The sequence below is a fragment of the Pectinatus cerevisiiphilus genome (assembly GCF_004341685.1).
In the GTDB taxonomy this organism is placed as follows: domain Bacteria; phylum Bacillota; class Negativicutes; order Selenomonadales; family Selenomonadaceae; genus Pectinatus; species Pectinatus cerevisiiphilus.
This window is the reverse complement of sequence record NZ_SMAA01000001.1, coordinates 245,180-260,882: the sequence shown is the minus strand read 5'-3', so window position 1 is coordinate 260,882 and position 15,703 is coordinate 245,180. Positions and strand designations below refer to the sequence as shown.

Here is a 15,703-nt window from a genome sequence, read left to right as displayed (position 1 = left end):
GTTTCAGGTTTATATTTAAACCGCACATCCGGTATGTTTCAAAACATATGATGTATTGTTCAGTTTTCAAGGTGCCTGCCTCAACGAGTCAGCTTGTATATATTATCACACGCTGCTTCGTTTGTCAACAACTTTTTTTCTTGGTCTTTTTTGTTGGCCGCTCTCTTGAGCGCAGGAATTATTATATCTAACCTCAGCCTTATTGTCAATCCCTTTTTCTACTTTTTTATCCCTTTTTACTTATTTTTTTCATATCACCATCTTTTCTGTTTCCGTTATAGCACCCATAAGTGCCCGTCATTACAGGCTTTTGCGCTGTTGTAGCAGCATAAGTAAGACCTATTTTAACTTCAATAAAAAAGTGGTATTTTTTTGCTTACTGCCATCTTTATCGCTTAATTTTGTTATCTATAGACAATTAAGTTATAATAACCATGTACAATTCTTAAGAATAAACTACTATTTTTTAGAAAGGACTTCCTAGGAAAATGAAAAAGACAAATGCTGCCCGTATATTAGATCGTTTGAAAATATCTTATGAAATCAAAGCCTATAAAGTTGACCCTGACGACCTAAGCGCAGTCAACGTTGCGGCTAAAGTAAATATGAATATAAAAACAATTTTTAAAACACTAGTTGCCCGCGGCGATAAGACTGGTGTCCTCATGGCCTGTATCCCCGGTGATGATGAACTGGATCTAAAAAAGCTAGCCGCTATTAGTGGAAATAAGCGTGCCGAAATGGTGCATATGAAAGAAATACAAGGACTCACTGGTTATATCAGAGGTGGTTGCTCCCCCTTGGGCGCAAAAAAGAATTATCCTGTTTATTTAGATAAGACCGCCTTTAAATGGCCCCAGATAGCAATAAGTGCCGGTATGCGCGGTGAACAAATACTGCTTGCACCAGCTGATCTAGTAACTGCCGCACATGCCGAAACAGCTGATCTCCTCAAATAAACAGTTCTATCCTATCTTCCCATTCAAGAAAGGAGTGCTTCATTATCTTGAAAAACTTTATTACAACTAATATAAAAATATATCTATCAATGCAGTATCGCTTAAACCGCAGCCGTTTCATCCTCGCCCACGTTTATCTTTTTGCGGGGTGCCTCCTTCTTGCCGCTCTGGCACTTCCCTTTACCTTACCATCATTTGTATCGTCTTGGTTTCACATGGGAGGTACCATTCCCAACTCCGCCACAGATGTATTGACTACCGTGTTGCCCCCCGATAAAGGATACTCTATCGGCCTAGGCTTTATTTTAGCCAATTATTTAAACTCCTTTTTCTCTTGGAGTATTCTCTTTTTTGCAGCTTCGATTTGTCTAAGTATCAGCCGACTTTATGATTTAGAAAAAGACTACCGGTTGTTGCTTTTATACGCAGTACCTTTTGCCAATATTATTTTCTTTCTATATTTATGTCTAAAAAAAGGCAGTGAAAGCATAAATAAATATGGCATTCCCGTTAACAAACTCAGTGATTCCGCCCTGCTGGCAACACCTGGTTATCATTTACAAGAACCCATAAACACATCCTATCCCGCTACTCTTTTTGAGCAAATTTTTTCCTGGGAGGGACGCCTTAACCGACTGCGCTATTTTCTGCGCAATATTGGTTTGATTAGCATATGCATATTAGCAATTGCCATTTTAACTGTTGCCCTTATTTTCTTTGCGGGCATCGGTGTCATATTCCAATTGGCCGTTGATATTTCTGATATAACTGTAGGAATTTCCTTTATCACTTTTCTGCTATTAGTTGCAAATGTCTTTTTCTTTGCAAGTATAGCTGTTACCTTAATACTTTTATTCTGGAAAATACGCCGCTGGCATGATTTAAGTCACAGCGGCTTTTATGTGCTTCTCACGGAAGCCCCTTATTATCTTCTCACATGTGTCTTACCCTCATTTAGCGACAATATCATTTCCACTGGTGACAATATTCTTCTACTTCTAATCACCATCGTTACATTTGTTTGGATGGTATGTGCAAATTTATATCTTTTACTAATCAAAGGCACCTCTGGTGAAAACAAATACGGTAAAGACCCCATTCCTGTTTATGAACCAGAAAAGCAAGCATTTTAAGCATAAATGGGGTTACCGGTCAGAATAATTTAAAATATATCTACACTTATTACCTTATCCAATGCCGACAAACTGATATTGAGCTCTTTACTAGTAATACTCCTTGCCCCGTGCACGATAAGTTCTAGGCGCAGCATATGATTGGGCAGTTCTACCAGTTGTACCCCCCTGATAGTTATTCCACTTACTTGCAGACATTTATAAATGCGAAATACTTGTCCGGCAACGTCTTCAGTAATTATGACCACAGTATAACTATCATGCTTTATCCAGCTATCCATATGCGACAACGTAGTCAAAACAGTGAAAACTATCGCAGCTGTTATAAACGCACCAGTATAATAACCGGCACCGATAGCCAGTCCGACTCCTGAAACTACCCAGATACACGCCGCTGTCGTCAGCCCTATAATATTGACGCCTTCTTTTATTATGGCGCCTGCTCCCAAGAAGCCGATTCCGCTAACAACTTGCGCTGCAAGTCTGGCAGGATCGGCATTTGTTTTGCCCTCAACATTTGTGTATATCATCTGTGATAAAAGCATTATCAAGCATGAACCAACACAAACTAAGATGTTTGTCCGCAGACCAGCCGACTTATGCTTATACTGACGCTCGTAACCGATAATTCCTCCCAGTACTGCTGATAATACGAGACGCATACACGCCTCCCATTCTGTCGGCATAAAACCATCTCCTTATCCATAGCCTTTTCTTGCATTCCTGTGTCTGTATATAAAAGTTATCCACAGTTATGCATAATATGTGGATAAAATTGTGAATAACTTTTATAATGTTTTCAAACCTGCTTTGTTAACGTTTTTTACACTGTTTACAAAGTTATAATATTACATTTTACTTATTATTACAAATTAAACATTTCCCGTAAAAGCATAACGTTAAGCCCCGTGACAATTATGCCTATTATCCACAGCATTATCTTCTGTTTCATGCTGTTAGCATACTTTCCCATGATTTTTTCTGAGGAAGTTAAATATATTTGCAAAAATATCGTAAATGGCAATTGCATACTAAGCACCATTTGTGAATAAATTAAACCGTCAAACGGCTTGCTGATAAAAAATATTATCATAATAGCAAAACCGTATGTCAGCAGAACGCCATGCCAGGAGTGCTTATCTTCTATATCATATGACTCTTTAAATAGCCCCGCAAAAATACTTCCGCCAGCCATCCCCGCCGTCATAGTCGAAGACAATCCTGCAAACAGGAGTGCTGTTGCAAACAAAATTGCTGCCGAATTTCCTAATAAGGGCTGTAACATACTTACTGCCTGTGCCAAATCATCTATTACAATATTTTGCGCGAAAAAAACACTGGCTGCTATTAATATCATTGCGCTATTTATCGCCCAGCCGATTCCCATCGAAAACAAGGTATCTATAAATTCATATTTTAATTGCCGTTCAATAACTTTCGCACTTTCCAAATTCCATTGTCTGCTTTGAATTATTTCTGAATGCAGAAAAAGATTATGCGGCATTACAACTGCCCCTAAAACACTCATAACAACTACCAGTGAACCATGCGGTAAAGAAGGTACAACCCAGCCGGCTGCAGCTTTAGTCCATTCTATTGGCACTAAATAGACTTCTGCAATAAAAGATAGACCGATTATTGATACAAAACCAATAATAATCTTCTCCATTTTATGATACGAATTGGATTTTAATAATACCAAACAAAAAACTGCCATCAAAACTGCCCCATACATAATAGGTATATTGAATAACAGCTGTAAAGCAATAGCGCCGCCTAAAATCTCGGCTAAAGCAGTTGATACTGCCGCGCCCATAGCAGAAAGCAATAAAAATCCAGAAACAGGCTTCGGCAAATGATATCGCGCTGCCTCTGATATACAAAGCCCACTCGCAATACCAAGATGTGCAGCATTGTGTTGTAAAATTATAAGCATAATTGTAGATAACGTCACCATCCATAGTAAGGCATATCCATATTCTGATCCTGCCGCTAAATTCGATGCCCAATTTCCCGGATCTATAAAACCAACTGTTATCAATATACCGGGGCCTATATAACGCAAAAAATCGCGTGCACTTTTTCGTGTTATTTCTGTTTCAAAATATCTCTTCATTTCCATATGACAATAACCTTCTCCATCAATTTATCTTCTGATGCCTCTCCAATAGTGAACTGTCAGGCCAAGTACGACCCCTCGTGTAAAAAACTCTTTTTCTCTGTCTGTAGTTGCAGTTTTAAAAATTTTTGCCAGTAATCTTATGAGCAATTTTTATTAATTGCCGCATTTCATTTTCCAAGCCAAAAATCAAATAGCATAAAAGGCATAAAAATAAGCTGACTATATTAGACAGCTTTAAACGTCAATCTTTTAATATATATTATATATTAGGAGTATATACAGTGACAATACTATGCCTGCTTTTTTAATATTAATTCGCAAAAACATTTATTATAACTTCTTCCTGCTTTTACATTTTTATTGATATAGTCGATATATTTATCTTCGCCTACCATTGACATTACTATCGGTAGTATTTTATATAATAAACATGAATATATTGTTAAAACCCTTGTTACCTCTCCGTTAAGAAAATAATAAAAGTCTATATACTGCCTGCAAATTTAATAGCATTAAACTTATTTAATTCTATATCTAGCAGATCTTTATTTAGGCAATCATATGAGGTTTAAATAAAATTCTTATTAAATTATTAAAGGAAACCCTTCCTTATATGTATAAATAACTATATATTCAAGGAGGGATCTTTATGTCAATGATGATAAAAAATTCTATGATATCAAAAAATCGAACAGTGTCCATACAAAATAAAAACACTCAATCAACTGCATTGGACACATCAATGAACACCTTAGCTTATAGAGTAGATGTTAATATTCAAAATCGACTGGAGAAATTATTAAAAAATCCTAATTTTAGCAAAAATATCGAAAAAGGAATAAACAATATTGATATTTCCAAAATTACACTTGATAATATCCCCGAAAATAACATAAGTTATACGATGCACGCAATTATGGAAAGCGGAGATGCAATTGCAGGTCGCTCTTTTTACGATGGTCGTACATTAGATCCTATTAAACTAAAACCTGAAGCTGAAAAAACATTAGCCAAATATTATAATGCAGCTGCTAATATCCAAAAAGGTGGAAAAGAAGTTTTTAAGGAATATAATCTTGAGTATGCAGCAATAGCAGCCTTTTCTAATAATAAAGTATCTGATGAACGAGCACAAGCTACTATAAATGCTGGTAACTATTCTGATGAAGCCTATCAAAAAATTAAAAATATGGCCGATGAATTACAAAATAAGGCTGGAGTTTTTGTAACAATTGATAGTAAAAATACCACTGTTGATTTTTCCCAGGCAGATGTAGAAAATTATTATCAAAATTTAACTGAGCACACAGATTTTACCTTACGTGCAACTAATTTTAGTTATAATAATACACTTGTTACATTAGGTGGCAAAGATTTAACTTTTATGTCCGACCATAAAGAAGCTGAGTCTATATGGATTAATTTAGTTCAGGGTGACTATAACAGCGATGATGAAGTAATAAATGCGTTACAAGAAAATGGTTACAGTCAAGTTGCGGAAGATTTCAAAACTCAATTGTGTATCAATGGTACCATTAGTAGTTATTATAAGGACAATGGAGAATTATGGGATGTTACAGTGGGATATCAACCTGGAGAAGGAGGAACTATATATCCCCAAATAAGAAAAACATTATTTGGTAGTGATGATATTTCCTTTAAATATTCAAAAGGAGATTTAAATAATGCTTATAAAAATGCTGCTACTGAATACGAAAACTTACAAAAATATCCAATGGATAGAGATTTTTCTACAATTACTGTTAATAGTAATGATAATAAAACTGATGATAAAAAATCTGATCCTTCCTCAAATCAAATAAGTGCATTAAGAAAAAGATTATCAGCCCTTACTAAACAATTACACGAATTAAAATCTAATGGATTAAACCGAGCAGCTAAAGCTGAAATAATAAATACTTTAGAAAAAAGCATCCAAACCATTCAACAACAAATAGATAATATCTTGGAGAATAAAATGAAAAATACTCTGCAATAAAAATTTTTAATTTTTTAATAGAAACAATTATAATCACTCTCTTAAAATGATTATAATTGTTTCTATTTTTTATTATTTACTATTGATATAACATTTCAGTTAAATTTTTTAAATATCCACTAGAATTATTATTTTCCTTCGTAGTTTGTAAGTCACTAATTAGTACATCATAATTATTTAAGTGTGATTTATTATCCAATTCTGCTGTAAGTCTTTTTTTATATTCTTCGTATTTCCAAGATAATGATTTATCATCAACAGTTATTAAGGAACCACCATTATCACCGCCAAATTCGCTGGATAATATATTGTACGCATCATCCCAATAATTACCTTCACTAAGAGCTGTCCCCTCTTTGCCTCGTTTAAACATATCCGTAATATAGTCAATTAATGTACTTGTTCCTACTACTGACATTTTTTTTGCATCATTTGTAACTTCTGGGTCGGTAAATAAAGATTTTTTTGCTGCTTGTAAACTGTCTATTACTGTATCAAAAAAAGATGGATCATTATAATTTTCATTATAACCATTTATATCTTTAGCAATCCAACTTAATCCTAGATTCAAATTGGAAGAGGCTGCCCCCAGTCCTAAACCACCATTTTGTTCTATATTTTTATACTCAGATAATTTTCTAGCAAGCTCAGTAAAAGTATTATTTATATCTGTAATAATATATTTTTCAAAATTATTTTTACCCTCTAATCTAGAAATAATATCACCAGTAATATCCTGATTTAGTTTAGGATCTGGTATACTGGCACCGACAGTTGCTGGTTTACTAAGTTGTGTTACCGATAAGTCATTATTTCCTATTATTAAAGGATTAACAATTGCATCTTGAACATTTTGTTGCCCATTATTGGCAACATTTTTAATTTGTTCACCATCAGAATTTATAAAAGCTATCCCATTAGCATCTACAGTATCCTTTTTAAAATATGCATCGTCAATTGCATCTTTATTTTTTTTTATTAGGTCTATTAATGCTGAAACATCATCACTTCTATTTTTAAGTAATGGTGTATCATTTTTTGAGCTGGTTAGTAAATCCCCCATACCTGTTTCTTTTAAAATATTTGGATTTTTAGCACTTTCTTCTAAAAGTTGTACGCGTTTTCTAAATAATTTATCTTTTACTGTGTCACCTTTGACATCAATATCCAATTTATAATCGACCTGTTGTTGATTTTTTGTAAACGGTGACTTTGCCTTTAATATACTATTAGGTGAACTTAAAGCCTTTCCGGCAATACTAAAGATACTTCCTTGACTTCGATTTATCATCGACATATAAAAACACTCCTTTGTTAAAAAAAACACATAATGTACGGTATATATTTTAGGTAAATATATACCGTTTCCCTTTTTTGTAATAATTTTATTTTTTTATAAAAGGGCTTAAAAAATAAAGCTTGTATGCTCTTTATTAAATATAGGACAAATTTATTGGGAGCTCACAACAAATTTATTCTATAAAATTTAATATAAAAGGTGATTAAAATGTCAAAAGAATTTAAAATTCCCCAAAATGTAAAAATGGATTTTGATACCAAAAAAGTTTTTGGCCCCAAAGAATCAATTAAAGAAGTTATGCAGACACAACAGGAAGGCGAATATGCAGATATTCTAAATTCCACCGATAATACAGAAAAGTTGATTAGTAATTTAATCAAAAATAAAGAATCTTTCGTTGAAACCAGTAAACTGGTAGATAGTGCAGCAGAAAGAAAAGTTATTATGCCAATGCCAAAATCTATGTTAGCTAACTCTTTAGGCTCTATGAAATTATCAACCAATGCCACTGCTACTGCGGTTGCTCCAAACAGTACACCTAATGGTGCTTATGCTATAAACTTTAATACCCTCTATACTGACTCAATTACCGCAAAAGGTGATCAACGCTGGTATGCTTTTCAGCTACCTGCCGAAAAAAAATTAACACTTTATATGGCTCCTGTTGCCGATACTACTGTCGATAACGATTTATTCTTATATAAATTCGACCAGACTAACGGATCTGTTACCGTTGTAGCACAGTCAAGAAACAAAGCCGGTATGTATGAACTTTTAAGCTATGTTGCTCCCGCAGGTATTTATTTTATTTCCGTTAATTCTTATGCCTGCACTGCTGCCAATAATTTTCAGATCATGGCTCGTACCAGCGATACATGGGATGAAGCCGAAGGCGATGATAGTATGTCTATGGCTAAAGAAATGCCAATAAATAGCGAAATAATCGGTACCTTAGATAACAGCCTTGATCAGGACTGCCGCTTGTGGCTTGTCAAAGAAACAGGCAATTATCAATTGCAGCTTACCGTTCCATCCATTGACTTAAAATATCAGGTACAGATATTGTCCAGTAGCCAGAACTTAATTACTACTCTTGATCAAAATAAGACAACAAACTTCCCTAATGTAGCACCTGGCGGCTATTATCTTAAAATTGTATCTATTGATGGCAAAGTAGATCCTACGGTAAAATATAACTTCTCATTAATTTTAATGCCTTCTGATGTAATTGATACAAGCAAATACACCGCTATGCTTTCTACATCTGGAAAACAGCTTATTGAATTTTTAGAACCGGGTGCTGTAAAAGATCTTAAACGTAATGCCTTAACTGTAGACCGTAAAGAATTTGATCCTCAGTTTATTGATTTTTCTACTGGTCGTGCTTCCATGCCTGGTTATCAGTGCGGCGGTCTAGGCGAAATCAATACTCAATTTAGCCTTAAAAATTTAGGTGTTGGCACCTATACCTCTGATCTTATTAATGTTAGTAATGCCCTAATATGTACAGCTAATAACGCTTTATATTTTTGGCAGCTTAGAAAAAAATTCTACCATGATTACCCAGCTGGTTATGGTCAACCTGATCATACTTACTCCGGTGGCACCGATCAATATGGCACACCTTACTATACAGGTGTTTGGAGAACTGAAGCCTCTAGTATAATTCAATTTATTTTTGATGTTGACCAAATGAAGGTAGTCGATATGTATGCTCCTAATTTCTTTTACGGTAGTATGAAAGATAGAGCAGGTGTATCTGGTAACGGCACTCATACTTTTACCCAAAAATAATCTAGTCATAAATAAAAAAAATGCTGTTGCACACAAGACTGTGCAACAGCATTTTTTTTATTTATGATAAGCATCCTTAAATGGTGTCAGTAAACTTTTAAACCATTTAACATAGTCAACCTTTCCATTAGTATCTTGTAAACTTTTTAGTAATATATTATTTTTTTCATCAGGTGTCTGATTGCCTAATTCAGCCATAAAACGCTTTTTATATTCAATATATTTCCATGATAATAATTTATCATCAACTGTTACCAATGAACCACCACTATCACCACCAAACTCACTACTTAATATAGTATTAGAGTCATCCCAATAATTACTTTCGCTAAGAAGTGTTCCATTTTTTCCTTTTTTAAACATATCTGTAATATAGTCAATTAATTTTGTTGTTCCTACTACCGACATTTTTTTAGAATCATTTTTTACAACCGAATCATTAAATAAAGATTGTTTTGCCATTTGTAATCCATCTATTATTGTATCAAAAACAGATTTATCATCATAATATTTATTATAGCCATTTATAGCTACCGCAATATTATTTAAATGAATCTCTAAAATTTCACTAGCACAACCTGTACCTAGTTGTCCATTTAATTCCATTGCTTTAAATTCTGACATTCGGTTACCTAATTCTTTAAAAGCATTATTTACACTACTAATCATATCATTCTCTGCCGGTGCTTTCCCCCCTAACTCTATTAATACCTTAGCATCAATACCATTGGCAGTAAATGCCAAATTGGATTCATTAGTAGTGAGTGTTGATTTATCATAACGCAGTATTACGTTTTTTCCGCCTATTGTCGTTGAAAAAGCAACAGCTTCTTCTGTCGGTTTTTGTCCTTTAGCTGTAATATCGATTATTGGTTTATCGGTAGAATTTAGATAATCACTTAGTGCCTGTAAATTATCATCATAATAATTAGATTGCGTGCCGGCAGTATTCTCTGTACTGCTGCTTTTTTTTAGTATTTCCATTAACAATGAAATATCAGCATTATTAATCAATGGAGTATCAGCACTTGAACCGGCCGATAAAGTATCCACATTAGTAGTTTTTACAATATGATTCTTTTTATTGCTTTCTTCTAATAGCTGTACACGTTTTCTAAATAATTTATCTTTTACAGTATCTCCCTTGATATCAACATCCACTTTATAGTCGGCCTGCTGCTTGTTTTGTGCAAGTGATGACTTTGCCTTTAATATACTATTAGGTGAACTTAAAGCTTTTCCGGCAATACTAAATATACTTCCTTGACTTCGATTTATCATCGACATATAAAAACACTCCTTTGTTAATAAAAATACTATGTATATATATTTTATATATATACATAGTATTTTCCTTTTTTTCGTAATAATTTTATTTTTTTATAAGATTATCAATTATCTTTCTTTTTTTAAATGAGTATACGTTTGCTCCTTAATCTTTTTTAATGCTCTTTTTCTTATAGCATATATTCTATAAATACTTAAATGACTTTTTATTGAAACCATTTTTACTGTATATCCAATAAAATATATGTAATAAATTACTGACATTTCTTCGTTGCTTAAATAATCTAAAGAATACTTTAACAAAATATTACTATAGTCATTTTTATTATATGGGACTTCATACCTTTCAGAAAAATATTCTTCATTCTCTTTTTTTTCTTTATTTCTCTTATAAAGCTTAAATTTTTCATGTAATAAACTCTTTGATATATAGGCCATAAATACCTTATCTGTTTTTCCGTAAAACTTCTCAAGGTCTATTTTATTTACTATTTCTATTATTAGTAATTTTAAATCTTGCGAAGTATCTTCTCCGTTTAGTTTGTACTTATAGCTTTGTAACTGCGCTGAAAAAATAGAAATTATTTCATTCATTGCAGTTTGATTCTTATGGTGCGCTAACGTTATTAATTCCTCTAAATTCCTTTTCATAATTCATACCTCCTAAATGTATAAAGAGATATAAATTTGCAAATTTTTAGATGAATTATATAAATATTCAGGTGGTGATCTATATGGAAAATATAGTAGCAATACTGTCCGCAATAATAAACAAGACTAATAACGATTATTTACTTTTTTCCATAGTTATTGCAGTCATTATTATTGCTGTAGTAATTCCTTTAGGACTATATTATCTAAAATGTAAGTTTAACAAAAACAATTAATAAACCAGATAAGGTATTTATGCACTTTATAGAAATGAGGTTTTATTAATTATGAATATCTTTTTAAACCCCGGTCATTCTCCCAATGGTAATCCCGATCCCGGTGCCTGTAATTTAAGTCTTAATTTACGTGAATGTGATATTGCTTTATCTATCGGTAATAAAATTCGTAATCTTCTACTGCAAAATAACTATGATGTACGCTTATTACAAAGTAATAATTTATGTGGTGAATCTCCCTCGCAACCAAATATCACTTATGCGGCTAATTCATGGCCGGCAGATATTTTTGTATCTATTCATTGCAATAGTTTTAACAGTAAAGCTCGTGGCAGTGAAACTTTAATATATCCTGATTCAACTAAAGGATTATATTTGGCCAATAATATTCAATCTAATCTGATTACTGCAATACAATCTGTCGATACCACTTTTCCTAATCGAGGAGTTAAGCCCCGTAGTGATTTAGCCGTGCTACGTTATACAAATATGCCGGCTGTTTTAATTGAACTTGGTTTTATTGATCAGAAAAATGATGCTGCCATTTTAACTAATTTTCAAGATACTCTTGCTCAAGCTATTAATTCTGGTATTAATAAATACAAAGTATAGTATATCAGAAAAAAGGAAATCTATTATAATAGACTACTTTTTTTGATTATTGTAATTACTTTTAAAAAGTTATATCATTAATATGAATATTTTTATAATAGCAAAGGAGTGTGCCCTAGCCATGATGGCAAACAATACAACAAATGCTATAAAAGCTACTAATCCAGTAGTAAGTCCTGCTAGTAATAAAACAAATACTACAAATGATAAAACGGAAACTTCTCCCCCCTACCTATTAGATTTAACACCTAGAACATTATCTGATGACGAGATGCAAAAATTAAATGATAGTATTAAGAAATTTCTAGAAACGCACGAGATTACAGAATCTAAAAATAAAGAATTTCCGACTCTTGATTCTTTAGGCGATTTTAAATATGCAGATACACAGTCTTTTTTTGGTATTGGTGAGGGAAACTCATATATATATGCTACATTAGCTTATCTTGGACATGAGGATCCTAAAACCAATTTAGCTTTAGATCCTAGTGTTGATCCTCTTGATGGTACTGCTTATCAAGAAATCAAAGCATTGTTTGAGGAAACTAATACCGATAAGGAGCATTATAATAAATTATTTGCAAAATCTACTGAATGGAATTTTTATAGTGCAAAATCATGTTTCAATTATACAAATAACATGTATAAATTTTTAAAAGATATGGATAAGGTTACTGGTAAATCCGTAATAGGTAATGTTAACAGCCGTTATTATAAAATCAATGATATTAAAGAATCTGGTGATTACTCTGTGGCTTTTTCATATAATAAAAATCTTGTAACACTTAGCAATCAGTTAGTTGATTTTATGAGTAATAATCGTCAGGATGATGATATTTGGAAAAATGTTATTAATGGTAAATATCATAATATGAATGAGGTCGTAAGTGCATTAGATAACAAAGGTGATAAAACTGCTGCGCAAACTATGCAAAATAATTTAAATAATAATATTGATACAGAAGTAGCAAACAGTGATTTTCAAAATAATTATCTAGAAAATATCTGGAATCTTTTAAAGGCTGCTGGGTATAATAAATAAAAGGAAGTATGTAGTTCGCTGTTAAGACGAACTGCATACTTCCTTTTACATTATATATTTATCAAATTATAGGTTTATAAGAAAGTTATCTCTTTTACTTTTGCTAATTTCAGTTGCCTGCTAATGTCAATAGTAGTTCGCAAAATCTAAGGTAACCCCGAAGCAATTAAGCAACCGATTTTTGTCTTTTTTCTTTAACCTGTTGCAGTGTATTTGGATTAATATAGCAATGACTCATTGACCAGTCTTCACTATATTCGATCAGATATGTTACAACTAGTCGAATATAAGAATCCATACTGGGGAAAATCCCTACAACGGTTGTCCGTCGGCGAATTTCCCGATTGAGCCGCTCAAGCATATTGGTAGAAGCAATTTTACGGAAATCTATTGGTGCAAAACTATAAAACTGCAATGAGTCTTCTAGGCCATCTTCTAGAACCTCTGTCGCTTCCGGATAGGATTTTTCAGTAGATTCTATGAAAGAATGGGCATACGTTTTAGCACTGTTATAATCAGGCTGTAACCAGATTTGTTTTAACCGTCCTGCAAACCATTCTTTTTTCTTCGCCGGAATATATGCTAGGATATTTCGCATGAAATGAACTTTACAACGTTGCCATGCACATTGTAAAAAGGACTCATTGATTGCTTTTACCAAGCCTTTGTGGGCATCGGAAACAACTAACCACGCATTCACAAGACCACGTTGTTTTAACTTTTCAAATACAGCTTTATAGGTATCGGCAGATTCTTCCTGCATCGGTTCAACGGCTAACACATCACGGTGTCCCTTTTTATCCAGGCCAATTACGACAGCTACTGCCATATTTTGCACTCGGTGATCATAACGGATTTTCTCATACAAAGCATCCACCCATAACACTGAATATTCTTTCTGCAATGGTCTGTTTCTGAAGGTCTCCACCTGAGCATTTAGCTCTTTGGTAATTTGTGACACTTGGCCACGAGAAATTGAATCAATTCCTAAACTTTTTGCCAGTTTTTCAATTTTACGAGTGGAAACGCCATTAATATAGGCCTCTTGAATAAGCTGTAAAAGTGCCATTTCTGAGCGTTTTTTCTCTATGACAAAAAGGGAATATAGCCACCTTTTCTTAGTTTGGGAACAAATAAGTACATGGTCCCCAGACGAGTATCATAGCGGCGTACTCGATAACCGGACCGATAACCTGAACGTTCATCGGTTCTTTTCGACTTAGCAGCATTAATTTTTGCATTCACTTCAGTTTCCATGAGCTTTTCACAAAACCACTTGAGCATAGCAAGCATTGGATCATCTTCGGTCATGAATTGTAGTAGCATTTTTCTAAAGGTAGGTTAGAATAGGTATGAGTCATCGGTTTTCAACTCCTTTTAGATTTGTTTGGTCACTTATCTTTTTCGGAGTTACCGATGGTTTTTCCTATTCCTTTTTGCGAACTTTATTATATTCTATCAGTTGCCTTCTCACAAAAGTTCATTTACATCTTTTCGGTTAAGGTCTCCTAATTTTTTTGCCCATACTTTATCCCCTACATGTTATATTGCACTTCCAGTTTCTCTGGTTATGTATATTCTATTTTTCTAAGGCTTATGTAAATTTTTTGTCGCTTTAGTTAGTGGACTTACAAATTACTCAATTTGATATTGCAATTTAAGAAGACAATTTTTCTATTCAGTATAGTAATTTAATTGTTAAATTTGAAATATTATTATAAAATGTAATTTATCTTATGTAAATAATCGGCACAATATAGCAATTTCCAAATATTACCTTCATTTATCTATTTTACGTTTTATCAGATCAGCTAATTGCAAAAGTTTATTTATAAGATAAAATTTCATCTAACTGGGGAGCAGTATATGCAATATAAAACATATCTTTTTGACTTCGATTATACTCTGGCAAATTCCGAAAAAGGCATTGTAATGTGCTTCGAAAAACTTTTGGCAGAAGATAATTATCCAACAAAAACAAAAAAAGAAATTAAACATACTATCGGTCTTGCTATGCCTAAGGCCATAAGTATTCTAACCGGTGAAACAGATGCAAATGTTCTCCATCGTCTCCAAAAGCAATACAGTGTTTTTTCTGATACCTGCATGACAGAGAACACTCATTTATACGAAACCACTGTGCCCATATTAAAAAAACTAAAGGCATCTGGCTGCCAAACAGGAATAGTTTCCAATAAGACACGGCGCCGTATCTTACAGACTCTGCACAAAGAAAATATTGCCGATCTCATCGACATAATAATTGGCACAGAAAACGCCCAAAAACCAAAACCCGCACCGGAACCAATTTGGCAGGCACTGGCAGCATTAAATGCTGATAAACCGCACTCTGTTTATATAGGGGACAGTATAACAGATGCTAAAACCGCTGAGGCTGCTGGTGTTGCTTTTGCAGCCGTATTGACCGGAGAAACCGGGTATGATGCATTCGTTAACTATCCGCATATAAAGATCATGCAATCGCTTCAGCAGCTGTGCTAATAATTTCACTGAAATGACAACCAACTTTTTCTCTAGCACTAAAATATTCATATGAAACCACAATAT

At 33.4% G+C, this 15,703-nt stretch carries 13 protein-coding genes and 1 pseudogene; 8 read left to right on the top strand and 6 right to left on the bottom strand.

Going from position 1 to position 15,703, the window contains the following annotated elements; all coding sequences use genetic code 11:
• Window positions 1-488: 488 nt before the first annotated feature.
• The gene (ybaK, locus tag EDC37_RS01160; protein ID WP_132547048.1) at window positions 489-959 is read left to right on the top strand and encodes a Cys-tRNA(Pro) deacylase; all 471 of its coding nucleotides are present in this window, start codon (window positions 489-491) and stop codon (window positions 957-959) included.
• Window positions 960-1,006: 47 nt separating this feature from the next.
• Complete coding sequence (locus EDC37_RS01155) at window positions 1,007-2,092, top strand: DUF805 domain-containing protein (RefSeq protein ID WP_132547046.1); 1,086 nt, start codon at window positions 1,007-1,009, stop codon at window positions 2,090-2,092.
• Window positions 2,093-2,121: 29 nt separating this feature from the next.
• Here the strand turns inward: EDC37_RS01155 and EDC37_RS01150 are convergent, their stop codons facing one another.
• Together EDC37_RS01150 and EDC37_RS01145 are read right to left on the bottom strand one after the other, a co-directional pair.
• Window positions 2,122-2,778 (bottom strand): MgtC/SapB family protein, encoded by a 657-nt coding sequence (locus tag EDC37_RS01150; RefSeq protein WP_132547044.1) that lies wholly within the window; start codon window positions 2,776-2,778, stop codon window positions 2,122-2,124.
• A gap of 179 nt (window positions 2,779-2,957) precedes the next feature.
• Entirely contained in the window at window positions 2,958-4,208 is a 1,251-nt protein-coding gene (locus tag EDC37_RS01145; RefSeq protein ID WP_132547088.1) for an Nramp family divalent metal transporter, read from the bottom strand.
• Window positions 4,209-4,863: 655 nt separating this feature from the next.
• On the opposite strand from EDC37_RS01145, the gene EDC37_RS01140 reads away from it, so the two are divergent.
• Window positions 4,864-6,213 carry a FlxA-like family protein gene (locus EDC37_RS01140; protein WP_132547042.1) on the top strand — a complete coding sequence of 450 codons (1,350 nt, stop codon included), beginning with the start codon at window positions 4,864-4,866 and terminating at the stop codon, window positions 6,211-6,213.
• A 79-nt stretch (window positions 6,214-6,292) separates the two neighbouring features.
• Here EDC37_RS01140 and EDC37_RS01135 read toward each other — a convergent pair whose 3' ends face one another.
• Complete coding sequence (locus EDC37_RS01135) at window positions 6,293-7,510, bottom strand: hypothetical protein (protein ID WP_132547040.1); 1,218 nt, start codon at window positions 7,508-7,510, stop codon at window positions 6,293-6,295.
• 210 nt (window positions 7,511-7,720) lie between these two features.
• Between EDC37_RS01135 and EDC37_RS01130 the strand changes: the two genes are divergently transcribed.
• Window positions 7,721-9,307: a PPC domain-containing protein gene (locus tag EDC37_RS01130; protein WP_132547038.1), complete on the top strand. Its 1,587-nt coding sequence runs from the start codon at window positions 7,721-7,723 to the stop codon at window positions 9,305-9,307.
• Window positions 9,308-9,364: 57 nt separating this feature from the next.
• On the opposite strand, the gene EDC37_RS01125 is transcribed toward EDC37_RS01130, so the two are convergent.
• The gene (locus tag EDC37_RS01125; protein WP_132547036.1) at window positions 9,365-10,594 is read right to left on the bottom strand and encodes a hypothetical protein; all 1,230 of its coding nucleotides are present in this window, start codon (window positions 10,592-10,594) and stop codon (window positions 9,365-9,367) included.
• A 108-nt stretch (window positions 10,595-10,702) separates the two neighbouring features.
• Entirely contained in the window at window positions 10,703-11,245 is a 543-nt protein-coding gene (locus EDC37_RS01120; RefSeq protein ID WP_132547034.1) for a hypothetical protein, read from the bottom strand.
• Window positions 11,246-11,328: 83 nt separating this feature from the next.
• On the opposite strand from EDC37_RS01120, the gene EDC37_RS12250 reads away from it, so the two are divergent.
• The 3 genes from EDC37_RS12250 to EDC37_RS01110 all read left to right on the top strand — a co-directional run bounded on the left by EDC37_RS12250 (window position 11,329) and on the right by EDC37_RS01110 (window position 13,135).
• Window positions 11,329-11,481, top strand: a complete 153-nt coding sequence (locus EDC37_RS12250; protein WP_165874432.1) for a hypothetical protein — start codon at window positions 11,329-11,331, stop codon at window positions 11,479-11,481.
• 51 nt (window positions 11,482-11,532) lie between these two features.
• Window positions 11,533-12,093: an N-acetylmuramoyl-L-alanine amidase family protein gene (locus EDC37_RS01115; RefSeq protein WP_132547032.1), complete on the top strand. Its 561-nt coding sequence runs from the start codon at window positions 11,533-11,535 to the stop codon at window positions 12,091-12,093.
• Between the two features lie 121 nt (window positions 12,094-12,214).
• On the top strand, window positions 12,215-13,135 hold the full coding sequence (locus EDC37_RS01110; protein WP_132547030.1) for a hypothetical protein: 921 nt from the start codon (window positions 12,215-12,217) through the stop codon (window positions 13,133-13,135).
• A 166-nt stretch (window positions 13,136-13,301) separates the two neighbouring features.
• Here EDC37_RS01110 and EDC37_RS01105 read toward each other — a convergent pair.
• Window positions 13,302-14,461: pseudogene (locus tag EDC37_RS01105) on the bottom strand (IS256 family transposase).
• Between the two features lie 540 nt (window positions 14,462-15,001).
• Here EDC37_RS01105 and EDC37_RS01100 point away from each other — a divergent pair.
• Window positions 15,002-15,637 carry an HAD family hydrolase gene (locus EDC37_RS01100; protein WP_132547028.1) on the top strand — a complete coding sequence of 212 codons (636 nt, stop codon included), beginning with the start codon at window positions 15,002-15,004 and terminating at the stop codon, window positions 15,635-15,637.
• Window positions 15,638-15,703: the final 66 nt, after the last annotated feature.

Coding starts and splice junctions, on each gene's coding strand:
- EDC37_RS01125 (WP_132547036.1), bottom strand. CDS start 10,594: ATGTCGATGATAAATCGAAGTCAAGGAAGTATATTTAGTATTGCCGGA.
- EDC37_RS01150 (WP_132547044.1), bottom strand. CDS start 2,778: ATGCCGACAGAATGGGAGGCGTGTATGCGTCTCGTATTATCAGCAGTA.
- EDC37_RS01115 (WP_132547032.1), top strand. CDS start 11,533: ATGAATATCTTTTTAAACCCCGGTCATTCTCCCAATGGTAATCCCGAT.
- EDC37_RS01130 (WP_132547038.1), top strand. CDS start 7,721: ATGTCAAAAGAATTTAAAATTCCCCAAAATGTAAAAATGGATTTTGAT.
- EDC37_RS01120 (WP_132547034.1), bottom strand. CDS start 11,245: ATGAAAAGGAATTTAGAGGAATTAATAACGTTAGCGCACCATAAGAAT.
- EDC37_RS01110 (WP_132547030.1), top strand. CDS start 12,215: ATGATGGCAAACAATACAACAAATGCTATAAAAGCTACTAATCCAGTA.
- EDC37_RS01145 (WP_132547088.1), bottom strand. CDS start 4,208: ATGAAGAGATATTTTGAAACAGAAATAACACGAAAAAGTGCACGCGAT.
- EDC37_RS12250 (WP_165874432.1), top strand. CDS start 11,329: ATGGAAAATATAGTAGCAATACTGTCCGCAATAATAAACAAGACTAAT.
- EDC37_RS01140 (WP_132547042.1), top strand. CDS start 4,864: ATGTCAATGATGATAAAAAATTCTATGATATCAAAAAATCGAACAGTG.
- EDC37_RS01135 (WP_132547040.1), bottom strand. CDS start 7,510: ATGTCGATGATAAATCGAAGTCAAGGAAGTATCTTTAGTATTGCCGGA.
- ybaK (WP_132547048.1), top strand. CDS start 489: ATGAAAAAGACAAATGCTGCCCGTATATTAGATCGTTTGAAAATATCT.
- EDC37_RS01100 (WP_132547028.1), top strand. CDS start 15,002: ATGCAATATAAAACATATCTTTTTGACTTCGATTATACTCTGGCAAAT.